Source organism: Streptomyces sp. NPDC092370 (assembly GCF_044755265.1).
GTDB lineage: Bacteria > Actinomycetota > Actinomycetes > Streptomycetales > Streptomycetaceae > Streptomyces.
Map to the genome: position 1 here is coordinate 623,771 of NZ_JBIVQO010000001.1, position 23,799 is coordinate 647,569.

General features: G+C 72.5%; 19 protein-coding genes and 1 pseudogene. 12 read left to right on the forward strand and 8 right to left on the reverse strand.

Going from position 1 to position 23,799, the window contains the following annotated elements; all coding sequences use genetic code 11:
• Positions 1–138 precede the first annotated feature (138 nt).
• Positions 139–921, forward strand: coding sequence for a sulfite exporter TauE/SafE family protein (locus ACIQHQ_RS02740; protein ID WP_402609379.1), 783 nt, complete (start codon positions 139–141; stop codon positions 919–921).
• Here ACIQHQ_RS02740 and ACIQHQ_RS02745 read toward each other — a convergent pair.
• Positions 918–1,814, reverse strand: a complete 897-nt coding sequence (locus tag ACIQHQ_RS02745) for an NAD(P)-dependent oxidoreductase (protein ID WP_402609381.1) — start codon at positions 1,812–1,814, stop codon at positions 918–920. The two genes, ACIQHQ_RS02740 and ACIQHQ_RS02745, sit on opposite strands and share 4 nt — an antisense overlap.
• A 103-nt stretch (positions 1,815–1,917) precedes the next feature.
• Here ACIQHQ_RS02745 and ACIQHQ_RS02750 point away from each other — a divergent pair, with 103 nt between their 5' ends.
• Positions 1,918–2,310, forward strand: a complete 393-nt coding sequence (locus tag ACIQHQ_RS02750; RefSeq protein WP_402609383.1) for a winged helix-turn-helix transcriptional regulator — start codon at positions 1,918–1,920, stop codon at positions 2,308–2,310.
• Here the strand turns inward: ACIQHQ_RS02750 and ACIQHQ_RS02755 are convergent.
• Both ACIQHQ_RS02755 and ACIQHQ_RS02760 read right to left on the reverse strand, forming a co-directional pair.
• Positions 2,248–2,904 carry a class F sortase gene (locus ACIQHQ_RS02755; protein WP_402609385.1) on the reverse strand — a complete coding sequence of 219 codons (657 nt, stop codon included), beginning with the start codon at positions 2,902–2,904 and terminating at the stop codon, positions 2,248–2,250. The genes ACIQHQ_RS02750 and ACIQHQ_RS02755 overlap by 63 nt on opposite strands.
• A 131-nt stretch (positions 2,905–3,035) precedes the next feature.
• Positions 3,036–3,557 (reverse strand): hypothetical protein, encoded by a 522-nt coding sequence (locus ACIQHQ_RS02760; RefSeq protein ID WP_402609387.1) that lies wholly within the window; start codon positions 3,555–3,557, stop codon positions 3,036–3,038.
• A gap of 269 nt (positions 3,558–3,826) precedes the next feature.
• Here ACIQHQ_RS02760 and ACIQHQ_RS02765 point away from each other — a divergent pair, with 269 nt between their 5' ends.
• Positions 3,827–4,441 (forward strand): NADPH-dependent FMN reductase, encoded by a 615-nt coding sequence (locus ACIQHQ_RS02765; RefSeq protein WP_402609389.1) that lies wholly within the window; start codon positions 3,827–3,829, stop codon positions 4,439–4,441.
• 123 nt (positions 4,442–4,564) lie between these two features.
• On the opposite strand, the gene ACIQHQ_RS02770 is transcribed toward ACIQHQ_RS02765, so the two are convergent.
• Positions 4,565–4,981, reverse strand: a complete 417-nt coding sequence (locus ACIQHQ_RS02770; RefSeq protein WP_402609391.1) for a gamma-glutamylcyclotransferase family protein — start codon at positions 4,979–4,981, stop codon at positions 4,565–4,567.
• A 138-nt stretch (positions 4,982–5,119) separates the two neighbouring features.
• On the opposite strand from ACIQHQ_RS02770, the pseudogene ACIQHQ_RS02775 reads away from it, so the two are divergent.
• Positions 5,120–5,545: pseudogene (locus ACIQHQ_RS02775) on the forward strand (peptidase M4 family protein); the annotation flags it as partial.
• A 69-nt stretch (positions 5,546–5,614) separates the two neighbouring features.
• Here the strand turns inward: ACIQHQ_RS02775 and ACIQHQ_RS02780 are convergent.
• Complete coding sequence (locus ACIQHQ_RS02780) at positions 5,615–7,738, reverse strand: molybdopterin oxidoreductase family protein (protein WP_402609393.1); 2,124 nt, start codon at positions 7,736–7,738, stop codon at positions 5,615–5,617.
• Positions 7,739–8,131: 393 nt separating this feature from the next.
• Here ACIQHQ_RS02780 and ACIQHQ_RS02785 point away from each other — a divergent pair, with 393 nt between their 5' ends.
• Genes ACIQHQ_RS02785 through ACIQHQ_RS02795 form a run of 3 tightly spaced genes read left to right on the forward strand, consistent with a single transcriptional unit; the run spans position 8,132 to position 11,685 of the window.
• A complete protein-coding gene (locus ACIQHQ_RS02785) occupies positions 8,132–9,652 on the forward strand; it encodes an amino acid adenylation domain-containing protein (protein WP_402609395.1) in 1,521 nt (506 codons plus the stop codon).
• Positions 9,649–10,905, forward strand: a complete 1,257-nt coding sequence (locus tag ACIQHQ_RS02790) for a hypothetical protein (protein WP_402609397.1) — start codon at positions 9,649–9,651, stop codon at positions 10,903–10,905. The genes ACIQHQ_RS02785 and ACIQHQ_RS02790 overlap by 4 nt, the downstream gene beginning before the upstream one ends.
• Positions 10,906–10,917: 12 nt before the next feature.
• The gene (locus tag ACIQHQ_RS02795; RefSeq protein WP_402609399.1) at positions 10,918–11,685 is read left to right on the forward strand and encodes an enoyl-CoA hydratase-related protein; all 768 of its coding nucleotides are present in this window, start codon (positions 10,918–10,920) and stop codon (positions 11,683–11,685) included.
• An 11-nt stretch (positions 11,686–11,696) separates the two neighbouring features.
• Here the strand turns inward: ACIQHQ_RS02795 and ACIQHQ_RS02800 are convergent, their stop codons facing one another.
• Complete coding sequence (locus tag ACIQHQ_RS02800) at positions 11,697–12,395, reverse strand: vancomycin high temperature exclusion protein (protein WP_402609401.1); 699 nt, start codon at positions 12,393–12,395, stop codon at positions 11,697–11,699.
• 214 nt (positions 12,396–12,609) lie between these two features.
• On the opposite strand from ACIQHQ_RS02800, the gene ACIQHQ_RS02805 reads away from it, so the two are divergent.
• From ACIQHQ_RS02805 to ACIQHQ_RS02825, 5 genes are all read left to right on the forward strand, one after another.
• Positions 12,610–13,380, forward strand: coding sequence for a sirohydrochlorin chelatase (locus tag ACIQHQ_RS02805; RefSeq protein WP_402609403.1), 771 nt, complete (start codon positions 12,610–12,612; stop codon positions 13,378–13,380).
• A gap of 131 nt (positions 13,381–13,511) precedes the next feature.
• Positions 13,512–14,795, forward strand: a complete 1,284-nt coding sequence (locus ACIQHQ_RS02810) for a deoxyguanosinetriphosphate triphosphohydrolase (RefSeq protein WP_402609405.1) — start codon at positions 13,512–13,514, stop codon at positions 14,793–14,795.
• 159 nt (positions 14,796–14,954) lie between these two features.
• Positions 14,955–16,220 carry an NAD(P)/FAD-dependent oxidoreductase gene (locus ACIQHQ_RS02815; protein ID WP_402609407.1) on the forward strand — a complete coding sequence of 422 codons (1,266 nt, stop codon included), beginning with the start codon at positions 14,955–14,957 and terminating at the stop codon, positions 16,218–16,220.
• Between the two features lie 114 nt (positions 16,221–16,334).
• On the forward strand, positions 16,335–18,254 hold the full coding sequence (dnaG, locus tag ACIQHQ_RS02820; protein WP_402609409.1) for a DNA primase: 1,920 nt from the start codon (positions 16,335–16,337) through the stop codon (positions 18,252–18,254).
• Positions 18,255–18,694: 440 nt separating this feature from the next.
• Positions 18,695–19,993 carry an RNA polymerase sigma factor gene (locus ACIQHQ_RS02825; RefSeq protein WP_402609412.1) on the forward strand — a complete coding sequence of 433 codons (1,299 nt, stop codon included), beginning with the start codon at positions 18,695–18,697 and terminating at the stop codon, positions 19,991–19,993.
• A gap of 81 nt (positions 19,994–20,074) precedes the next feature.
• Here the strand turns inward: ACIQHQ_RS02825 and ACIQHQ_RS02830 are convergent, their stop codons facing one another.
• Positions 20,075–22,003 carry an ABC transporter ATP-binding protein gene (locus tag ACIQHQ_RS02830; RefSeq protein WP_402609414.1) on the reverse strand — a complete coding sequence of 643 codons (1,929 nt, stop codon included), beginning with the start codon at positions 22,001–22,003 and terminating at the stop codon, positions 20,075–20,077.
• Complete coding sequence (locus ACIQHQ_RS02835) at positions 22,003–23,736, reverse strand: ABC transporter ATP-binding protein (RefSeq protein WP_402609416.1); 1,734 nt, start codon at positions 23,734–23,736, stop codon at positions 22,003–22,005. Before ACIQHQ_RS02835 ends, ACIQHQ_RS02830 begins: the two co-directional genes overlap by 1 nt.
• Positions 23,737–23,799 lie beyond the last annotated feature (63 nt).

Consider the following 23,799-nt stretch of genomic DNA (forward strand, 5'->3'; position numbering starts at 1 on the left):
CATCACCTCTGTTTCCCGCGGGGAACGCTGCCCTCAGCGAGGCGGGGCGGTGAGTGTGAGGGTTCCTGAAGTGCGGTGACGGCGGGCTGTGAGGTGCGTCGTACCGGCGTCGCGACGGCCTCGCATAGGGTCGCGATCATGCCCGACATATCGCTGACCGTGATCGTCCTGCTCTGCGTCGCGGCCCTCGCCGCCGGCTGGATCGACGCCGTGGTCGGCGGGGGCGGCCTCCTGCTGCTGCCGGTGCTGCTGCTCGGACTGCCGGCGAACACACCCGCCGCGCACGCGCTGGGCACCAACAAGGCCGTCGCCATCGTCGGAACCACGGGCGCGGCTGTGACATACGCCCGCAAGGCCCCTGTGGACGTCCGCACCGCCGTCCGCATCGGGCTGGCCGCCCTCGCCGGATCCTCCGCCGGGGCGTTCTTCGCGGCCGGCATGAGCACCGACGTCCTCAAGCCGGTGATCATGGTGGTGCTGCTGGGGGTCGCCGCCTTCGTGATCCTGAGGCCCGCCTTCGGCACGGCCCCCGCGACCGGACCGGCCACCCGGCGCCGGATCCTCGCCGCGATCGGCCTCGCCGGCCTCGGCATCGGCTTCTACGACGGTCTGATCGGCCCCGGCACCGGCACCTTCCTGGTCCTCGCGCTCACCGCCGTCCTCCACCTCGACCTCGTCACCGCCTCCGCCACCGCGAAGATCGTCAACTGCTGCACCAACGCGGGAGCGCTGGCCACCTTCGCCTGGCAGGGCGCGGTCCTGTGGCAACTGGCCGCCCTGATGGCCCTCTTCAACCTCGCGGGCGGCACCCTCGGCGCCCACACCGCCCTGAAGCGGGGCAGCGGTTTCGTCCGGATCGTGCTGCTGACGGTCGTCTTCGCCCTGGTGGCGAACATGGCGTACGAGCAGTGGCTGGCCTAGCGCTTACGCAGGTCCAGCAGTTCGACCATGCCCGTTTGGTCCTCGTCCCCGTGCCCCTGCGCGAGCCGGCGCTCCATCAGCTCCATGTACGGCGTCAGCAGTTCCGGGCTGACCCGCTGTTCCTCGGCCGTGCGCAGCAGGGTGGCGTTGCCCGCGACCTGCATCGCGAGGTTGGAGACGACGCCCTCGGTGTAATCGCCGCTCTCCAACCGGTCGGCGCTGTGGTGCGCGGCCGGGGCCATCGCGGTCAGCCAGTCGACGAGCAGCGGTGCGAAGTCCTTCGGGGCGATGTCCTCCTGGCCGATCAGGGCGAAGGCGTGGGTGATGCCCGCGAACATGCCGCTCATCGCGCTCAGCAGCGCCACGTCGTGCAGCGCGGCGAACCCCGGATCGGTCCCGACGTAGCGGGTGCCGGCCGGGACGGCGAGGGTGTCGCGGTGCTCCTCGAACAGCTCGGGGGAGCCGCTGTAGAAGACGTAGCCGCCGGAGTCCGGAACGCCGATCATCGGCGGAATGGCCATGATCCCCGCGTCCAGGAAACGCGCGCCGCGCGCCTCGGCCCAGGCGGCGCGCGCACGGCCCTGGGCCGGGGTGCCGGTGGTGAGGTTCACCAGGTCCCGCCCGGCCAGATCGGCGCCGTCGAGGGCCTCGCCCACGGAGGCGTCGTCGAGCAGGCAGACGATCACGAGGCGGTGCGCGGCCACCGCCTCCGCGGCGGTCCGGGCGACCGTGGCGCCCTCGGCGGCGAGGGGCTCGGCCCGGGCGGCGGTGCGGTTCCAGACGGTCACCTCGTGCCCGGCGGCCAGCCAGACGCGGGCCAGGGCGGTGCCCATGGCCCCGGTGCCGAGAAGAGCGACAGGGGTACGGGAGGAGTCAACTGGGGTGTCAGTCATGGCGTTTAGGCTCGTCGTGGGGAAGCGCCCGCTCAAGTACGTACTTCGAAGTGGGTGGTTACCCCGGGGGAAGGATGCAGGCAGCGGAAGGGGGCGGAGCGGCATGGGGACGACAGGGCGGCGGCCGGGGGCGTACGTGTGCGGGATCGACGCGGCGATGGACGTGATCGGCGGCAAGTGGAAGGTGCTGATCCTCTGGGCGCTGAACGAGCGGCCGTGCCGCTTCGGGGAACTGCGCCGCGAACTGCCGGGCGTCACCGAGAAGGTGCTCGCCTCGCACCTGCGGGAGATGGAGGCCGACGGCCTGGTGCACCGTGAGGCGTACGACGAGGTGCCGCCCCGCGTGGAGTACTCGCTGACACCGCGGGGCGTGTCCCTGAACGAGGCGCTGGAGCCGCTGGGGGCCTGGGGGAGGGCCAACGTCCTGGGAGCGTCACCGGCTGCCGGTCAGGTGCGCGAAGACGACGACGTTCCCCTGGTATCCGGTGCCGTGTGAGTAGCCGCCGCCGCAGGTGATGACCCGCAGCTCGGGACGGGGGGCGGCGCCGTAGACCGTCTCGTCGGGGAAGTCCTCCGCGGTGTACACCTCGACGGCGTCCACGGTGAACACCGCGACGCCGCCGTCCCGCCGGTCCACCTCGATCGTGCTGCCCCTTGCCAGGGCGCCGAGGCGGTAGAAGACGGCGGGCCCGTCGGCGTTGTCGACGTGGCCGGCGACGATCGCGGTGCCCCGCTCGCCGGGGGTGGTGCCGGCCTCGTACCAGCCGGCGAGGTTGTCGTCCGCGGCGGGCGGTACGCCGAGACTGCCGGTCCTCGTCAGGCCGAGGCCGGTCAGCGGGGCGTTCACCCGGATCGCCGGGATGCGGATGCGGCCGGGCGGCGAGGGTGGCAGCGCGGGCGCGGCGGGCCGCTCAGCGGTACGGCCGTCCAGCCCGGTCCGGGCCTGCGCGGCGGACGGCTGCGGCGGGGCGTGTGTCGCGGCGCCGTCGCGCAGCAGCCACGCCCCCGAGCACAGGGCGAACACCGTCACGGCCGCCATGGCGGCGTCGGCCGGGCTGCCGAACCTGATGCCGTGCGGGAACCTGCGCATAGCCGACCCACTTCCTGATCTCCCTCGATGGTCCGGGAGTGCCACCCCGTGCCCCCTCCGGGCCGCGAGGGGCGTCGGACCCGGAGGGGAGGGGACGTGCGGTACCGGCGACGGACAGCGGAGGGTGTCCGTCAGATCCCGTCACCTCTCGCCCGGCGATGCAGGAGCCAGGTACCGCCCGCGGCGGCGACGGCGAGAGCCGCCACACCGGCCGCGGTCCGCACGGGGTCGGGGCCCAGGGCGCCGCCGACCCCCGTCTTCACACTTCCCCGGGGATGCACCTGACCGCGCACCGACGTCAGCGTGACCACCAGGTCCCCGGTGATCCGCCGGCCACTGCCGGAACAGGTCGCGGTGATCTCGTACGTGCCCGGCTGCGCACTCGGCGGCACCCTGAACCGACCGGTCGCGTCCTGCCCGTGCGCGTCCGGCGCCAGGCTGAGGGAACCGGCCCCGACCGCGCCGGCGTCGCCCGTGGCCGGGCCGCCGTCGCCGCAGGCCGACGTGCGCACCGTGACCTGACCGCCGGGCACGACCGAGGCCGGGGACACCTCCAGGTCATCGGCGGACGCGCCGTGCGCGGGGGCCGCGGCGAGAGCCGCGGCGGCGACGGCGAACGCGGTGGCGGTCAGCGGCCGGGCGGTGCGTCGCATCGATGCTCCCTGGGCGGTTCGGTCGTGCGCCTGCCCTTCCGAGGTAACGGGCAGCGGCACGGCCGCGCTTGCTGAGGGAGCGTCAGAATTGGGGTGAATGGGTGTCGGGGGCTGCGGGGCCGGCCCGCGCTGGCGGTCGTTTCGGCAGGTCACGAGGGTTCGGTGGACGGGGTTGCGGAAAAGCGCGGGGAGCGCGTGTGAACGGGTGACACCGGATGCGCACGCCGGTGCTTGACCTCAAGTCTGGTTGAGGTACGAGGCTGAACCGCATGAACACAACCGCTACCGACTCAGCCGCCCGGCAGACCGCGACCGACCCGCTCCGACTGACCCTCGTCGTGGGCAGCAACCGGCACGGCCGCTTCGGCCCCGTCGTCGCCGACTGGCTCCTCGGCCGCATCCGGGACCGGGACGACCTGGTCGCCGAAGTCGTGGACGTCGCCGAGGCCACACTGCCGATGTCCCTCGAACCGACACCGGAGGCGACCGCCGCGCTGTCCCGCATCACCCCGAAACTGGCCCGCGCGGACGCCTTCGTGGTCCTCACCCCCGAGTACAACCACTCCTTCCCGGCGGGCCTGAAAAACCTCGTCGACTGGCACTTCACCGAGTGGCAGGCCAAGCCCGTCGCCCTCGTCTCCTACGGCGGACTGTCCGGCGGCCTGCGTGCCGCCGAGCACCTCCGTCAGGTCTTCGCCGAGCTCCACGCCGTGACCGTCCGCGACACCGTCTCCTTCCACAACGCCGGCGCCTCCTTCGACGACCGTGGCGTCCTGCGTGACCCGTCCGGCCCGAACGCGGCGGCGAAGGCCATGCTGGACCAACTGGTCTGGTGGGGACGGGCGTTGCGAGAGGCCCGAGACAGGCGACCGTACGGCGGCTGAGTCCGCTTCCGGTACGCCGGCCGCCGGCTCGCCTCTCTCGCACCCGAACGCGCGCACCCTCCGGCCCGCGTGCACGCGAAACGCGTGGCTCCACACCCGCGTGCACGCGAAACGCGCGCACCCTCACACCCGCGTCCGCCAGTCCCCGCTCGCGATCGTCTCCCCCCGGGCCCGCAGCCGCGTGGCCACGGCGGGCGCGGCCACGTACACCCAGGCCCGGACGGCCGCTCCGTCGGCCTCCCGTACGGCCCTCCGCTCGACGCGCACGTACAGACTGCGCGGATCGCCCGGCACGTACTCCTCCAGCCGGTCCAGCTCGGCGAGCAGCCCTTGGTACGCCTCGGGCAGCGCGGTGACCAGCTCGCCGCTGACCGGGCCGCCGCCCGGTTCCTCGACCGCGTACGGATAGCCCGGCCCCTGGTACAGCACCGCGTCCGCGAGCCGGGCCGGTTCCTCGGAACGGGTGCGGCCACGCAGCAGGAGGTCGTGATTGACCTCCCCCGGACGGAGGGTGCCGTAGACGAAGAAGGGCAGGGTCACAGGAACGATTCTGCACCCTCACACACCTGCACAGCGGGGCTATGGACATGCCATGCCGCGCCGCCTCGACTCGCGGTCGACATCAACGCCGCCCCCGGTCGACTCCACGCGACCGGGTGCGCCCGTACAAGGAGACCGATGAGTCGGATACGTCATGTCCGCGGTTCCCGTCTCGCCCTCGCCGGTGCGGCCGTCACCGGCACCACCGCCCTGCCGGCCGCCGTCCTCTCCCCGGCCGCCGGCGCGGCGGACCGGCCGACCGGGCCGGGCGCGATCGAGGACGCCGAGGCGGTGCTCGCGGACCGGGCCGGGGCCCTTGGCCTCACGTCCGCCCAGGAGACGCAGATCCGGGACGTCGTCGTCGACGAGGACGGCACCCGGCACGTCCGCCACGACCGCACCCACCACCGACTCCCCGTCCTCGGCGGCGACTTCGTGCTCCACCTGAACCCGGACGGCACCTACCGCGGCACGAGCCGTGCGACGAGGTCCGCCCTCTCCCTGGCGAGCGTCACCCTCAAGGTGACCGCCTCGAAGGCCGCCGACCTCGCGGCGAAGGACCTCTACGGCGGCGACAGCACGGAGCGGAAGGCGGTCGCGGCGGCCTGGAAGGCGGTCGCGGTGCGCTGACCCCTACCTCTCGACGGCCTCCAGCCGCACCGCGCACGCCTTGAACTCCGGCATCCGGGACGTCGGGTCGAGCGCCGGGTTGGTGAGGGTGTTGGCGCGGCCCTCGCCCGGCCAGTGGAAGGGCATGAAGACGGTGTCGGGCCGGATGGCGTTCGTGATCCTCGCGGGCGCCACGGCCCGGCCCCGCCGCGACACGACGGCGACCGGATCCCCCTCGGCCGCCCCCAGCCGCGCCGCCAGCCTCGGGTGCAGTTCCACGAACGGCCCGGGCGCGGCGGCGTTCAACTCCGCCACGCGCCGGGTCTGCGCCCCGGACTGGTACTGCGCCACGACCCGCCCGGTGGTGAGCAGCACGGGGTACTCGTCGTCCGGTTCCTCGGCGATCGGCCGGTGCGAGACGGGCACGAACCGCGCCCGGCCGTCCGGCGTGGCGAAGCGGTCGAGGAAGAGGCGGGGCGTGCCAGGGTGCGCGGCAGGGGTCTCGCGGGCGGGGTCGTCGCCCGCGTCCACCGCCTCCACGGCGGCCGGACACGGCCAGAACACCCCGTCCTCCTCGACCAGCCTCCGGTACGTGATCCCCGAGTAGTCGGCCGCCCCGCCCGCCGAGGCCCGGCGCAGTTCCTCGAAGACCTCCTCCGGATCCGTCGGGAAGCCCTTCTCCACGCCCAGGCGGGCGGCCAGTTCGTGGAGGACCTCCAGGTCACTGCGGACCCCGTCGGGCGGGGTGATCGCCCGCTGCCGCAGCAGGACCCTGCCCTCCAGGTTGGTCGTCGTGCCCGTCTCCTCGGCCCACTGGGTGACCGGCAGGACCACGTCCGCGAGCGCCGCCGTCTCCGACAGCACCACGTCGCAGACCGCCAGGAAGTCCAGCGACCTGATGCGCTCCTCGATGTGCGCGGCCCGCGGCGCCGACACCACCGGGTTGGACGCCATCAGCAGCAGCGACCGGATGTCGCCGCCCAGCGCGTCCAGCAGCTCGTACGCGCTGCGCCCCGGCCCGGGGAGGCTGTCCGGGTCGACACCCCACACCTCGGCGACATGCGCCCGCGCGGCCGGGTCGTCGAGCTTGCGGTAGCCCGGCAACTGGTCGGCCTTCTGCCCGTGTTCGCGCCCGCCCTGCCCGTTGCCCTGCCCGGTCAGGCAGCCGTACCCGGACAGCGGGCGGCCCGCCCGGCCGGTCGCCAGGCACAGGTTGATCCACGCGCCCACGGTGTCCGTGCCCTTGGACTGCTGCTCGGGCCCCCGGGCGGTGAGCACCATCGCCGACTCCGGCTCGCAGAACAGTCTCACCACCTCGCGGAGTTGGGGAACGGACACCCCCGTGATCCGCTCCACGTACTCCGGCCAGTGCGCCATCGCCGCCGCCCGCGCGTCCTCCCAGCCGGCCGTGCGCTCCCGCACGTACTCCTCGTCCACCCGCCCCTCGGCGATCACCAGGTGCAGCAGGCCCAGGGCGAGGGCCAGATCCGTGCCCGGCCGCGGCGCCAGGTGCAGGTCCGCCTGCTCGGCGGTCCTGGTGCGGCGCGGGTCGATCACGATGAGTGTCCCGCCGTTCTCCTTCAGCTCGGTGAGGAACCGCAGCGACGGCGGCATGGTCTCCGCGAGGTTCGACCCGACGAGGATCACGCAGCCGGACTTCGGGATGTCCTCCAGCGGGAAGGGCAGCCCCCGGTCGAGACCGAACGCCTTGATGCCGGCGGCCGCCGCCGACGACATGCAGAAACGCCCGTTGTAGTCGATCTGGGACGTGCCGAGCACGACCCGCGCGAACTTGCCGAGGGTGTACGCCTTCTCGTTCGTCAGCCCGCCCCCGCCGAACACCCCGACCGCGTCCGGCCCGTGCTCCGCGCGCGTGCGCCCCAGCCCCTCGGCGATCCGGTGCAGCGCCTGGTCCCAGGAGGCGGGCACCAGCGTGCCGCCCTCGTCGCGGACCAACGGGGAGGTCAGCCGGACGGTGCGGGCGAGCACCGCCGGAGCCGTACGGCCCTTGCCGCACAGCGCGCCCCGGTTCACCGGGAAATCCGCACGCTCGCTCACCTCGACGGTCCCGTCCGGCGCGGGCGTCAGGTTCATCCCGCACTGCAGGGCGCAGTACGGGCAGTGCGTGGGCGTCGCGGTGTTCTGCATGCCGTTCAGCGTGCGTCGGCCGTGTTACGCCCGGGACGGTTCCCTGTTACGCGGCCGGGACGGCAACCTCCCCGCCACCGCCCCGCCCGCGTGAGGCACGAGCCCGCCGCCCGGCGAGGCACAGGCCCGCCCTCCTTCAGGTCGTCGCCGACCGGCACGGACGTTGCCCGTGGGACGAGAAACAGCACATGTGGCTCATTGCGTTCCTTTCTTGGCCGGTCCGACCTAGTTGAGTGTTGAAGCAGCCGCACTACGCTCTCGCTACGCGCAGCGCTCGCACGACTCCGCACGGCGTTCGACACCCGGGCATGCCCACCGCTCACGGCTGCATCCACCCGCGGCACCGCCGCGGGTGGCAATCCGACCTCGAAACAGCCAGGAGGCCACCCGACCATGCCTCTGCGCCACTTGACCCCCCACGACCAGCGGCTCTTTGGGCAGTACGGCCGCGGTCCCACCGTCCCCGTGCCCGACCCGCTCCTGCACCACGCCGTCGCCCGGCACTCCACGGCCCGCCCGCACGCCGTGGCCGCCGAGCACCAGGGCGCCCGCATCACCTACGGCGAGCTCGACCGGTACGCCGGCGCCCTCGCCGCCCGGCTGGTCCGTGAGGGCGTCCGCCCCGGCGACCACGTCGGCCTGTTCGTCCGCCGCTCGATCCCGATGCTGGTCGGCCTGCTCGGCATCCTGAAGGCCGGCGCCGCCTACGTCCCGCAGGACATCGGCCTCGCGCCCCCGGCCCAGCTCACCCACGTCATCCGCACGGCCCGCACCCGGGTCGTCCTCACGGTCGCCGAACACGCCCCCCGCGTGCCGCTCCCGGACGGTCATCTGCTGCTCGCGCTCGACGAGCCGCTGCCGTACGCCCCGGCCCCGCGCGTCCGCGTCACCGGCGACGACGGCGCTTACGTGCTGTTCACCTCCGGCACCACCGGCCGCCCCAACGGAGTGAAGGTCACCCACCGCAACGTCGCCAACCTCCTGCTCACCGCCCCGGGCGGTCTCGGCGTCCGGCCCGGCGACCGCGTCGCCCAGCTCCTCAACATCGCCTTCGACATGGCCGCCTGGGAGATCCTCGGCTGCCTCACCCAGGGCGGCACGCTCGTCATCCGCGGCAGGGACCTCGCCGCGGCGGCCCGCACGGCGGACGTGCTCGTCGCGACCCCGACCGTGCTGTCCGGCCTCGACCCGGCCGCCTGCCCGCGGGTGCGCACGGTCGCCGTCGCGGGGGAGCCCTGCCCGCGCCCGCTGGCCGACCGGTGGGCCCGGCGGGCCGCCTTCTTCAACGGCTGCGGCCCCACGGAGACGACGATCGTCAACACCATGAGCCGCCACGACCCGTCCGCCCCGGTGCTCACCATCGGCCGCCCCACCCCCAACAACACGGTCTACGTCCTCGACGCCGACCGCCGTCCCCTGCCGATCGGCGAGGTGGGCGAGATGTGGGCCGGCGGCGACTGCGTCTCCGCCGGCTACCTCGGCGACGACACCCTCAACGCCGAGCGCTACGCCCCCGACCCGTTCCTCGGTGGCGGCCGCCGCATGTTCCGCACCCGCGACCTCGGCCGCTGGACCCCCGGCGGCGAGCTGGAGCACCTCGGCCGCACCGACGACCAGGTCAAGGTGCGCGGCTTCCGCGTCGAGCTGGACTCCGTCTCCTCGGTCCTGGAGTCGGCCGCCGGCTGCACCCGGGCCGTCACCCTGAAACGCGACGCCCGCACCCTGGTCTCCTTCGTCTGCCCGGCGGACGTCGACCCGGACGCGGCCCGCCGCGCGGTCGCGGACGCCCTGCCGTACTACTGCGTTCCCGAGCAGGTACTGCCGCTGGCCTTCCTCCCCGAGACCGACCGCGGCAAGGTCGACAAACAGGCGCTGCTGCACATGATCGAGGAGCGCGTGGCGGTGGCACCATGACCACGTCCCCGCCCCGGCCCCACCCGGCCACCGGCGCGCTCCCGCCGCTCCTGCCCGCTCCCCGCCGCCTGCTCAAGCACCCCCGCCTGATGCACTACAACCGCCTGGCGGCCCTGGTCCTGCTCGCCAACGCGCTCTTCGCGGCGACCGCTTGGCCGCTGGCCACGCCCACCCTCGGGCACGCGGCCCTCGCCAACCTCGCCCTGGCCGTCGTCGTACGCCAGCAGTACGTCATCAACCTGCTGTTCCGGCTCGCGACTTCGGCACCCACGAGCTGGCCGCTGCGGGTCCGCTGGACGCTGGGCAAGGTGTACCACTTCGGCGGACTGCACGTCGGCGGGGCACTGGCGGGCACGGCCTGGTTCCTGGCGCTGACGATCACGACGCCGAACGGCCCGCTCCTGGCCGTCGGCTGGACGCTGATCGCCCTCCTCGCACTCGTCATCGCCACCGCCCTGCCGCCCTTCCGCTCCCGCCACCACGACCACTTCGAGAAGATCCACCGTTTCGGCGGCTGGACGGCCCTGGGCCTGTTCTGGGCGCACACACTGCTGTCGTCACCGGGCCCCTGGGAGGTGGGCGTGCTCGCCGTGATCACCTTCAGCGTGGCCCTGCCCTGGCTGCGGCTGCGCAAGGTGGACGTCCACCTCGAACGCCCCTCCTCCCACGTGGTGCTGGCCCGCTTCGACCACGGCGAGACACCCTTCGCCGGTTCCTCCACCGCGATCAGCCGCAACCCGCTGAGGGAATGGCACTCCTTCGCCAACGTCCCCACCCCCGGCGAGTCCGGCTTCCGGCTCACGGTCTCCCGGGCCGGCGACTGGACCGGCTCCTTCATCGACGACCTGCCCGAGCGGGTGTGGGTCAAGGGCATCACCACGGCCGGCGTCGCCAACATCGAGGTCCTCTTCACGAAGGTGGTCTACGTCGCCACCGGCAGCGGCATCGGCCCCTGCCTGCCCCATCTGCTCGCCGCCCAGGTGCCCTCCCGGCTGGTCTGGGCGACCCGCGACCCGCGCGCGACCTACGGCGACGCCCTGGTCGACGAGATCCTCGCCGTCCAGCCGGACGCCCTGATCTGGGACACCTCCCGGCACGGCAAACCCGACATGGTGCGCCTCGCCCACGAGGCCCACCGGGAATTCGGCGCCGAAGCGGTCATCTGCATCTCCAACAAGAAGCTGACCTGGCAGGTGGTCCACGGCCTGGAACGGCGGGGCATCCCGGCGTACGGCGCGATCTGGGACTCGTAGAAAGGGATGTCGATGAACAACCTGAAGCTGGAGCGCGACGGCCGGGTGGTGACCGTACGTCTGCACCGCCCGCACGTACGCAACGCGCTCAGTTCGGAGCTGCTGTCCGAACTCCTCGACATCACACGCCCGCTGGACGCGGACCCCGAGGTCGGCTGCCTCGTCGTCACCGGCTCGGACACCGTCTTCGCGGCGGGCGCCGACATCAAGGAGATGGCCGGAAAGTCGGCCGTCGACATGGCGGCCGAGGACTACTTCGCCGCCTGGGAGGAGTTCGCGGACCTCCGCACCCCGAAGATCGCTGCCGTCAACGGCCATGCGCTCGGCGGCGGTTGCGAGCTGGCGATGATGTGCGATCTCGTCGTCGCGGGGGAGTCGGCCGTCTTCGGGCAGCCCGAGATCAAACTGGGCGTCATCCCCGGCATCGGCGGCACCCAGCGGCTGACCCGACTCGTCGGCCGGGCCAAGGCGATGGACCTGGTCCTCACCGGCCGCACCATGGACGCGCGGGAGGCTGGACGCTGCGGTCTCGTCTCCCGCGTGGTCCCGGACGACCGGGTCCTGCCCGAGGCCCTCGAAGCGGCGGCGGCGATCGCCTCCTACGGCAGCGCGGCGGTCAGGGCGGCCCGAGAGTGTGTCGACCGGGCCCTCGAAACCGGCCTGCGCGACGGTGTCCGCTTCGAACGCCGCGTCTTCCACGCCCTGTTCGCCACCGACGACCAGAAGGAGGGGATGACGGCGTTCCTGGAGAAGCGCCCCCCGCGCTTCCACGGACGCTGACGCCGGCCCGGTCAACCGAGAGGGCCTTCGGCTGTCGCCAAGGCCCTCTCCACCCCCGGCTCCCTGGGGCCGAGGAACCGGGGATCCGGCCGGAACACCGCGTCCACAGCGGCCTTCCCGGCGGCGAGGACCTCCCGGGCGCCCCCGTAGTACCAGGTCGCGTCGTGTACCGCGTCCACCCCGACCCCGTAGGAGGTGACCCCCGCCGCCTCGCACAGCGCCACCGCACGCCGGATGTGGAAGCCCTGGCTGATCAGCACGGCCTCGTCCACCCCGAAGATCTTCTTCGCGCGCACGCAGGAGTCCCAGGTGTCGAACCCGGCGTAGTCGCTGACGATGCGCCCGTCGGGCACCCCGTGCCGCGTCAGGTACACGCGCATCGCGTCCGGCTCGTCGTAGTCCTCACGGCTGTTGTCCCCGGTGACGAGCACCACCTCGACCCGCCCCGCCCGGTACAGCCTCGCCGCCGCGTCCAGCCGGTGCGCGAGATACGGCGAGGGCTCCCCGTCCCACAGTCCGGCGCCGAACACCACGGCCACATCGGTACGCGGCACGTCCGCCGCCGTGCGCAGCCGGTCACCCGCCACGGTGTACATCCACGTCGCCGGAAGCAGCGCGAGCACGCACCCGGCCATCACCGCCTGTACCAGCCTGCGCTGCCCCCGCCGCGTACGCGGCAGCCGCGGTCCCCGGAACGCCACACGACGCATCGGACGGTCCCTCCCCAGGTCGGCCTCTCGACAGTCAGGGACGTCCTCCCGGGCCGCCCGGTTCATCCGCGTCCGCGTGACCAGCTTCACTCGATTCAAGGAAACCGCAGGTGAAGCCACCTCACACACCCCCCGTCCCGCATCGTGAACCGCCGGAAAACACCCGTGACGCCCACGCAACGGGAAGGCAACGTGGCGCCGCGACCATCGGTGCATGCCCCGTCAGCTCAGCCTCGTCCCGCCGCCCGCCACGCGCCGCCCGGCCCCGCCCGCCCTCGTGGTCGTGGCCCACGGCAGCCGCGACCCCCGCGCGCTGAGCACCGTGAGCGCGCTCCTCGACCGCGTCCGGGCGCTGCGCCCCGACGTGCCGGTGCACCTGGGCCACATCGAACTCAACGCCCCCCTGCTCCCCGACACGCTCGCCGCCCTCGGTGACAGGGAGGCGGTCCTCGTCCCCCTCCTCCTCAGCCGCGGCTACCACGTCAAGCAGGACATCCCCGAGATGGCCGCGGCCTCCCCGGCCCGCACCCACCTCGCAGCACCGCTGGGTCCTCACACCCTGCTGGTCGACGCGCTCCAGGCCCGTCTGACGGAGGCCGGCTGGGGCACGACACCCCGCCGCACCAGCGCGGTGGTCCTCGCCGCGGCGGGCTCGCGCGACCCGCACGCGAAGACGGACACCGCCCGCACGGCCCACCTCCTGGCGGCCCGCCTCGGCGTCCCCGTCATCCCGGCCTACGCCTCCGCGGCGACCCCCACGGTCCCCACGGCCGTCCGCACCCTCCTCGCCCGCGGCCGCCACCACATAGCCCTGGCGTCCTACTTCACGGCCCCCGGCCGCTTCGCCACGGAGTGTGCCCGGAAGGCCCCCTGGATAGCGGCGGCCCCCCTGGGCACGCACCCGGCGATGGCCAAGCTCCTCCTCCACCGCTACGACGAGACGCTGGCGAGGCCGGCTGCCATGCCGGAACTGGCGTCGGCCTGAAGCCCGGGCGGCGTGGTTCCCCAGGGGCGCGGGGAACCGCGCGATCAGTCCTGACCGGCCCGCACCTGCCACACCACCGATCCCGGCACACGCTCAGGCGGACAGCACGCCCATGCCCGTACTGTCGACCCATGGCAGGCACCGCGACGAACCCCACGGCCTACGACCCGACGTCAGTCGACCGCTGGGCCCCGGAACCCGACAAACGCCCCGGCCGCACGGCCTTCCAGCGCGACCGGGCCAGGGTCCTGCACAGCGCCGCCCTGAGAAGACTGGCCGGCAAGACGCAAGTGGTGACGCCCGGCACCCTGGGCCCCGCCTGGGACGCCAGCCCCCGCACCCGCCTCACCCACTCCCTCGAATGCGCCCAGGTCGGCCGGGAGCTGGGCGCGGCCCTCGGCTGCGACCCGGACCTCGTGGAAGCCGCCTGCCTCTCGCACGACCTGGGCCACCCTCCCTTCGGGCACAACGGCGAACAGGCCCTCAACGAGTTCGCGGCCGACTGCGGCGGCTTCGAGGGCAACGCCCAGTCGCTCAGACTCCTCACCCGCATCGAGCCCAAACGGTTCACCCCGGAGGGCTCCGTCGGCCTCAACCTCACCCGCGCCGCCCTCGACGCCGCCACCAAGTACCCCTGGCCCCGCGGCGCCCACCCCACCGACCCGGCCTCCGGCAAGTTCGGCGTCTACGAGGACGACCGCCCGGTCTTCGACTGGCTCCGCAAGGACGCCCCCGGCACCCGCACCTGCTTCGAGGCGCAGGTCATGGACTGGTCCGACGACGTGGCCTACTCGGTGCACGACGTGGAGGACGGCCTGCACGCCGGCCACATCGACCCCAACTGCCTGCACGCCGACCCCGAACGCCGGGACGTCATCCAGGTCGCCCGGGGCCGGTACGTCCCCGCCGACACCGACCCCGCGGAACTCGCCGAGGCCCTGGACCGGCTCCTCGCCCAGGAGTGGTGGCCGCACGGCTACGACGGCACCGCCGTCGCCCAGGCCCGCCTCAAGGACGCCACCAGCCAGCTCATCGGCCGCTTCTGCCTCGCCGCCGAGACCGCGACCCGCACCGCGTACGGCGCCGGACGGCTCACCCGGTACGCCGCCGAACTGGTCGTCCCGCGCGAGACCCGCATGGAGTGCGCCGTCCTCAAGGCCGTCGCCGACCTCTACGTCATGCAGCGCGCCGAGCAGGAGCGGCTGCGCGCCGACCAGCGGATCATCGTCGCCGAGCTGGCCGAGGCGCTCACCGCCCGCGCCCCGGACGGCCTGGACCCGCAGTTCCGCTCCCTGTTCGGCCGGGCGGCGGACGACAGGGCGCGCAAGCGGGTGATCGTCGACCAGATCGCCTCCCTCACCGACCCCTCCGCCCGCTCGCTTCACGCCCGCCTGACGGGGCGGGGACGAGACTGACGCGGCGGGCGGGACGCGAGCACCCCCGAATGTGACCCTCCGTGGCCTGATCGGGTCACTCCCTCTTCCCGCATCACGCTCCGTGCGGGAGGCTCGCAAGTGGCGACACCCGCTGTGTTTTCTGGGGAGACACCCCCAGACCCCCGTAGGAGGCATCACGTGGTCGACGCGGATCAGACATTCGTCATCATCGGAGGCGGACTGGCCGGCGCCAAGGCGGCCGAGACGCTCCGCGCGGAGGGTTTCACCGGCCGCGTGATACTGATCTGCGACGAACGCGACCACCCCTACGAGCGCCCGCCCCTGTCCAAGGGCTACCTCCTCGGCAAGGAGGAACGCGACAGCGTCTTCGTGCACGAGCCCGCCTGGTACGCGGCCCACGACATCGAGCTGCACCTCGGCCAGACCGTCGACGCGATCGACCGGACGGCGAAGACGGTCCGCTTCGGCGAGGACGGCACCCTCGTCCGCTACGACAAGCTGCTCCTGGCGACCGGCGCCGAGCCCCGCCGCCTCGACGTCCCGGGCACGGACCTGGCGGGTGTGCACCACCTGCGCCGCCTCGCCCACGCCGAGCGCCTCAAGCACGTCCTGGCCAACCTCGGCCGGGACAACGGCCACCTCGTCATCGCCGGCGCCGGCTGGATCGGCCTGGAGGTCGCGGCGGCGGCCCGCGAGTACGGCGCGGAGGTCACGGTCGTCGAACACGGGCCGACCCCGTTGCACGGCGTGCTGGGCCCGGAGCTCGGCCAGCTCTTCGCCGAGCTGCACCGTGAGCACGGCGTGCGTTTCCACTTCGGCAGGCGGCTGACGGAGATCGTCGGCCAGGACGGCATGGTCCTCGCGGCCCGCACCGACGACGGTGAGGAACACCCGGCGCACGACGTGCTGGCCGCGATCGGCGCCGCCCCGCGGGTCGCTCTCGCGGAGGCGGCCGGGCTGGAGATCGCCGACCGGGCGCGGGGCGGTGGCGTCGTGGTCGACGAGCGGTTGCGCACCTCCGACCCCGACATCTACGCGGCCGGCGACGTGGCCTCCTTCCACCACGCCCTCTTCGGGGCCGGTCTGCGGGTGGAGCACTGGGCCAACGCGCTGAACGGCGGCCCGGCCGCCGCCCGCGCCATGCTGGACCGGGACGTGACGTACGACCGGGTGCCCTATTTCTTCTCCGACCAGTACGACCTGGGCATGGAGTACTCCGGCTGGGCGCCCGCGGGCAGCTACGACCAGGTGGTGATCCGCGGGGACGCCGGCAAGCGGGAGTTCATCGCGTTCTGGGTGAAGGAAGGCCGGGTGCTGGCCGGGATGAACGTGAACGTGTGGGACGTCACAGACAAGATCCAGCGCTTGATCCGTTCGAAAGCCCTGGTCGACGCCGAGGCGCTCGCCGACCCGCGCGTGCCGCTGGACGGCCTCGCCTCATAGCCGTCGGGAGTGCCGGTCCGCCCCGTGCCGCACATCCCGGGGGCAGCCCCCGCACCCCCGGCCGGAGAGCCGTCTCGCCCCAGGAGTGTCAGTTCGGCCCCGTAGAATCACCTCGTGGCAGGACGGATCAACGACGAGGACGTGAAGGCGGTACGGGACGCGGTCCCGATCGACGCCGTGGTGTCCGAGTACCTCCAGCTGCGCAACGCGGGCGGCGGAAACCTCAAGGGTCTGTGCCCGTTCCACGACGAGAAGTCCCCGTCCTTCCAGGTCAGCCCGAGCAAGGGGTTCTTCCACTGCTTCGGCTGCCAGGAGGGCGGCGACACCATCACGTTCGTGATGAAGATCGACCACCTCTCCTTCTCGGAGGCGGTCGAGCGCCTGGCCGGCCAGGCGGGCATCACCCTGCGCTACGAGGAGGGCGGCTACAACCCCTCCCACCAGCGCGGCGAGCGGATCCGACTGGTCGAGGCCCACAAGGTCGCCGCCGACTGGTACATGGAACAGCTCGCGACCAGCCCGGAGGCCGACACCGGCCGTCAGTTCCTCGCCGAGCGCGGCTTCGACCAGGCCGCCGCCCAGCACTTCTCCGTCGGCTACAGCCCCCAGGGCTGGGACCACCTCACCCGCTACCTGCGCGGCAAGGGCTTCACCGACAAGGAACTGATCCTCTCCGGCCTCTCCCAGGAGGGCCGGCGCGGCCCCATCGACCGCTTCCGCGGCCGCCTGATGTGGCCCATCCGCGACATCGGCGGCGACGTCGTCGGCTTCGGCGCCCGCAAGCTCCACGAGGCGGACAACGGCCCCAAGTACCTCAACACGCCCGACACGGCGATCTACAAGAAGTCCCAGGTCCTCTACGGCATCGACCTGGCGAAGAAGGACATCGCCAAGGCGTCCCGCGCGGTCGTCGTCGAGGGCTACACGGACGTCATGGCCTGTCACCTCGCCGGCGTCACGACCGCCATCGCCACCTGCGGCACCGCCTTCGGCGGCGACCACATCAAGATCCTCCGCCGGCTGCTGATGGACAACGGCTCGGCCCGGGTCATCTTCACCTTCGACGGCGACGCCGCCGGCCAGAAGGCGGCCCTGCGCGCCTTCGAGGACGACCAGAAGTTCGCCGCCGAGACGTACATCGCCATCGCCCCGGACGGCATGGACCCCTGCGACCTGCGCCTCGCCAAGGGCGACGAGGCCGTCGCCGACCTCGTCGAACCCCGCACCCCGCTCTTCGAGTTCGCCCTGCGCCAGATCGTCGGCCGCTACGATCTCGACACCCCGGCGGGCCGCGCGGCCGCACTGGACGAGGCCGCCCCGGTCGTCGCCCGCATCAAGAACAGCGGCGCCCAGCACGAGGTCGCCGTCCAGCTCGCCGGCATGCTCGGCATCCTCGACACCCAGTTCGTGGTCAAGCGTGTCGCCCAGCTGGCCCGCTGGGCCCGCGACCGCGGCGGCAAGGGGCCGGCCCCGGAGCGGCAGCACCAAGGGCAGCGGTACGCCGGCCCGCCCCAGCCGGCCGCCTCGCGCGGCCCGGCCCTGAACCTCCGCAACCCGGTCTTCGCCACCGAGCGGGAGCTCCTCAAACTCGCCCTCCAGCGCCCTGAGTTGGTCTCCCCGGCCTTCGACGCGTACGGCGTGGACGAGTTCACCGCCCCGCCCTACGCCGCCGTCCGACAGGCCATCCAGGACGCGGGCGGCGCCGAACCGGGCGTGGCCGACCCCCAGGACTACCTGGTCAAGGTCCGCGAGGCAGCCCCGGACGACACGGTCCGCGCGATGGTGACGGAGCTGGCCGTCGAGGCGATCATGCTGCACAAGGGCGTGAAGGGAGTCGACGAGGTGTACGCGGGCGCCCAGTTGGTGACCGTCCGCCGCCGGGCCGTCGAACGTCGCATCCGCGACATCACGGGCCGGCTCACCCGCCTCGGCGCCCAGGGCGACCCGGCCCAGCTGGCCGCCGTGCAGAACGAACTGTGGGTCCTCCAGCAGTACGACCAGACCCTCCGGGAACACGGCGCCGCCGCGCTCTGACCGCGGTCAGGGCTCGACCAGCTCCGGCGTCGCCGCGCGGACGACCGTGCCGCCGGGCGGTTCGACCGGCTCGGGCTCCTCGGGCAGCCGCTCGTCGAAGACGAAGTCCAACTGGACAGGGCCGAAGGGGCAGTCCGGGCGCGTTCCAGGGGGGGGCACCGTGCGCCGCCCGGGCACCCGTTCGCAGGTCCGGATCTCCTCGGCCACCGCGTCGCGCGCCGAGATCGCGGCCTCCCGCCCCCGGGCATCGGCCGGCTCCTGTGGGCGCCTCCGGGGCCCCGGCCGGCATCCGGTCCGTCCGGCCGTCCTCCATCCGCCGGGTGGAACGCGTGTGGCACCCGGGTTTCCACGAGGGGCGACCGCGCGGTCACGGACCGGAAGCAAAAAGTCATCGCACGCCCCTCGTGGCGACGATGTGTCTTACCCCACACTGGGTTCCGGTGCCTGAGTCCTCGGAGCGCGGCCTGCCCGTCACCGACGGGTCACAGACCCCCGCGGTTCCGCTCATCGCGTACGGGACGGAAAGCGGCGAGGCCGTCGACTCCGCCCCCGAAGTACCGCTGCCGCACTCCTTGGCAGCGATCATCCTGGAGGTCGCCCCCGTGCAGACCCAGACCCTCGCCCAGGCCGACGTCGGTGCCGCCCCCGGCGCCGACGGCACCGCTCCGGACGCGGATCCCGACGCCCTGTCCGCGCTTCCGGCGCAGAGCCGCGTCGCGCACCACCCCGAGTCGGAACCGGAGCCGCAGGAGCCGCCCGCCGAGGCCCTCGAGACGGCAGAGCCCCCCGAAGCCGTCGAATCCCCGCCGGTCCGCGCCGAGACCGGCGGCCCCTCGTCGGACCTGTTCCGCCAGTACCTGCGGGAGATCGGCCGCATCCCCCTGCTCACCGCCGCCGAGGAGGTCGAACTCGCCCGCCGCGTCGAGGCCGGCCTGTTCGCGGAGGAGAAGCTGCGGCTCACCCCCGACCTGGACAGTCAGCTCGCCCTCGATCTGGACCGGCTCGTCGTGATGGGCCGCGTGGCCAAGCGCCGTCTGATCGAGGCGAATCTGCGGCTCGTCGTCTCCGTCGCCAAGCGCTACGTGGGCCGCGGCCTGACCATGCTCGATCTCGTGCAGGAGGGCAACCTCGGACTCATCCGGGCTGTGGAGAAGTTCGACTACGCCCGCGGCTTCAAGTTCTCCACGTACGCGACCTGGTGGATCCGGCAGGCCATGTCCCGCGCCCTGGCCGACCAGGCCCGCACGATACGGGTCCCCGTCCACGTCGTGGAGCTCATCAACCGGGTCGTCCGCGTCCAGCGCCGCATCCTCCAGGAGCGGGGCTACGAGCCGACACCCGAGCAGGTCGCGGCCCACCTGGACCTGCCGCCGGAGCGGGTCAGCGAGGTCCTGCGCCTCGCCCAGGAACCGGTGTCGCTGCACGCGCCCGTCGGCGAGGAGGACGAGGTCGCGCTCGGCGACCTCATCGAGGACGGCGACGCCGCAAGCCCCGTCGAGTCGGCCGCGTTCCTCCTGCTCAGGGAACACCTGGAAGCGGTCCTGTCGACCCTGGGGGAGCGGGAGCGAAAGGTGGTCCAGCTCCGCTACGGCTTGGCGGACGGCCGCCCGCGCACCCTGGAGGAGATAGGCCGCATCTTCGGCGTGACCAGGGAGCGGATACGGCAGATCGAGTCCAAGACCCTGAACAAGCTGCGGGACCACACCTTCGCGGACCAGCTGCGGGGTTACCTGGACTGACGCCGGCTGCGGGCCGGCGTCACCCGCCGCGATGGTGCCGCGCTCGATCGACGGCGTATCGCGGAGCCTCCCGCGGAGCGCTCAGTCGATCTCCGCCACCGCCTGCGCGAACTGCGCCTGATACAGCCGGGCGTAGGCCCCGTCCGCGGCGAGGAGTTCCTCGTGCGCGCCCTGCTCCACGATCGACCCGTTCTCCATGACCAGGATCGTGTCCGCGTCCCGGATCGTCGACAGCCGGTGGGCGATGACGAACGAGGTCCGCCCGTGCGCCAGTTTGGCCATCGCCTTCTGGATCAGCACCTCGGTGCGGGTGTCGACCGAGCTGGTCGCCTCGTCCAGCACCAGGATCACCGGGTCGGACAGGAACGCCCGGGCGATGGTGATCAGCTGTTTCTCACCCGCGCTGACCCCCGTCCCCTCGTCGTCGATCACCGTGTCGTACCCGTCCGGCAGCGTCCGGACGAACCGGTCCGCGTGCGCCGCCCGGGCCGCCTCCTCGATCTCGCCCCGGGTCACCTTCCGGGACGCGCCGTACGCGATGTTCTCCGCGATCGTGCCGCCGAACAGCCAGGTGTCCTGGAGCACCATGCCGATCCCGGCCCGCAGTTCGTCCCGGGACATCCGCGCGATGTCGACCCCGTCGAGGGTGATGCGCCCGCCGGTGACGTCGTAGAACCGCATCAGCAGATTCACCAGCGTCGTCTTTCCCGCGCCCGTCGGGCCGACGATGGCGACCGTCTGCCCCGGCTCGACCTTCAGCGACAGGTCCTCGATCAGCGGCTTGTCCGGGTCGTAGCGGAACGACACGTGCTCCAGCACCACCTGCCCGCGCAGCTCCCCGGGCCGCACGCCCGGCACCGGGTCGGCGTCCTGCTCCTCGGCGTCGAGCAGCTCGAAGACCCGCTCCGCCGAGGCGACACCCGACTGCACCAGGTTCGCCATGGACGCCACCTGCGTCAGCGGCATGGAGAACTGCCGCGAGTACTGGATGAACGCCTGCACATCACCGATCGACAGCGAGCCCGAGGCCACCCGCAGCCCGCCGACGACCGCGACCAGCACATAGTTGAGGTTCGACACGAACATCATCAGCGGCTGCATGACCCCGCTGTTGAACTGCGCCTTGAATCCCGCCTCGTACAGCGCGTCGTTCTGCTCGGCGAACTGCCGCGCCGACTCCTCCTGCCGCCCGAACACCTTCACCAGGGCGTGCCCGGTGTACATCTCCTCGATGTGCGCGTTCAGCGTGCCCGTGGAACGCCACTGCTGCACGAAGTGCGGCTGCGACCGCTTGCCCACACGCGTGGCCACGACGAACGACAGCGGCACCGTCACCAGCGCGACCAGCGCCAGGATCCAGGAGACGTAGAACATCATCGCGAGCACACCGATGATGGTGAGCACCGAGTTGATGAGCTGCCCCATCGACTGCTGGAGCGTCTGCCCGATGTTGTCGATGTCGTTCGTCGCCCGCGACAGCACCTCACCGCGCTGGCGCTGGTCGAAGTACGACAGCGGCAGCCGCGACAGCTTCGTCTGCACGTCCTCGCGCATCCGGAACATGGTCCGGTTCACGGCCCGGTTCACCATCCGCGTGGCGACCGCCATCAGCAGCCCGGCCACCGTGAACACGCCCAGCGCGAGCAGCAGCACATGCCCGACGGCCGTGAAGTCGATGCCCTCGCCCGGGGTGAAGTCGGTGCTGCGCAGCATGTCGGCGACGTCACCGTCCCCGCGCTGCCGCATGGAGTCGAGGACCTGCTCCTTGGTCGCCCCCTCGGGCATGCCCCGTCCGACGATGCCCGCGAAGACCAGGTCGGTGGCCTTGCCGAGGATCTTCGGCCCGACGACGTTGAGGCCGACGCTGAGCACCACGCACAGCAGCAGCACCCAGATGGTCACGCGCTCCGGCCGGAACTGCGCGACGAGCCGTTTGCCCGATCCCTTGAAGTCCAGCGAGCGCTGGTCGGGGCCGCCCCCGGCCATCATCCGCCCCATGGGCCCCGCCATCAGGCAGCCTCCGCTTCCGTCAGCTGGGAGAGCACGATCTCCCGGTAGGTCTCGTTGTCCGCCATCAGCTCGTGGTGCCGTCCGGTGCCGACGACCCGGCCCTCGTCGAGGACCACGATCCGGTCGGCGTCCCGGATGGTCGACACCCGCTGGGCGACGATCACCACGGTCGCCTCGGCGGTCTCCCGCGTGAGCGCGGCCCGCAGGGCGGCGTCCGTGGCGTAGTCGAGCGCGGAGAAGGAGTCGTCGAAGAGATAGATCTCGGGCCGCTGCACCAGTGTCCGGGCGATCGCGAGCCGCTGGCGCTGACCACCGGAGACGTTCGTCCCGCCCTGCGCGATCGGGGAGTCGAGCCCGCCCTCCAGCCGCTCCACGAACTCCTTGGCCTGCGCCACCTCCAGCGCGTGCCACAACTCCTCGTCGGTGGCGTCCGGATTGCCGTAACGCAGGTTGGTCGCCACGGTCCCCGCGAACAGATACGGCTTCTGCGGCACCATGCCGACCGTCTTGGCGAGCAGCTTCGGTTCGATCTGCGCCACCTCGACGCCGTCCACGAGCACCTGCCCGTCGGTCGCGTCGAACAGCCGCGGCACCAGCCCGAGCAGCGTGGACTTGCCGCTGCCGGTCGAGCCGATGACGGCGGTCGTCTCGCCCGGCCGGGCCACCAGGTCGACGGCACGCAGCACCGGCTCCTCGGCACCCGGGTAGCAAAAGCCCGCCCCGCGCAGCTCCAGATGCCCGTGCCGGCGCAGATCCCGCACCGGCGCCGTCGGCGGCACGACGCTGGAGGAGGTGTCCAGCACCTCCTGGATGCGCTCGGCGCACACCTCCGCGCGCGGCACCATCATGAACATGAAGGTGGCCATCATCACGGACATGACGATCTGCATCAGATAGGCCAGGAACGCCGTCAGGTCACCGATCTGCATCCCACCGCTGTCGATCCGGTGCGCGCCGAACCAGACCACGGCGATCGACGACAGGTTCACCACCGTCATGACGATCGGGAACATCAGCGCGAGCAGGTTGCCGGTGCCCAGCGCGACGTCGGTGAGATCGGTGTTGGCCTTCCGGAAGCGCTGCTGCTCGTACTCGTCCCGGACGAAGGCGCGGATCACGCGGTTGCCGGTGATCTGCTCGCGCAGCACCCGGTTCACCGAGTCCAGCCGCTCCTGCATCGCGCGGAACAGCGGCCGCAGCCGCCGCACGATCAGCGTCACGCAGACGCCCAGCACCGGCACGACCGCCACCAGCACCCCGGACAGCGGCACGTCCAGGCCGAGCGCCAGCACGATGCCGCCCACGCACATGATCGGCGCCGACACCACCAGCGTGAACGTCATCAGCGCCAGCATCTGCACCTGCTGGACGTCGTTCGTCGTCCGGGTGATCAGCGAGGGAGCCCCGAAGTGCCCGACCTCACGCGCGGAGAACGACTGCACCCGGTCGAACACGGCACCGCGCACGTCCCGCCCGAGTGCCGAGGCCGTGCGGGCGCCGTAGTACACGGCGCCGATGTTGCACACGACCTGGACCAGCGAGATGCCGATCATCAGGCCGCCGTAGCCCAGGATGTAGCCGGTGTCGCCGTTCACGACACCCTGGTCGATGATGTCCGCGTTCAGCGTGGGCAGATAGAGCGTGGCGCAGGTCTGCAGGAACTGCAGCAGCACCAGCAGGGCGATGGGTCTCTGGTAGGGCCTGAGGTAGGTTCGCAGAAGTCGTATGAGCACGCTGCTTCTCTCGGAGTGGGTGACGGGGCCGGGTGGTTGCCCCTGGCCCCTATCGTCGAACAC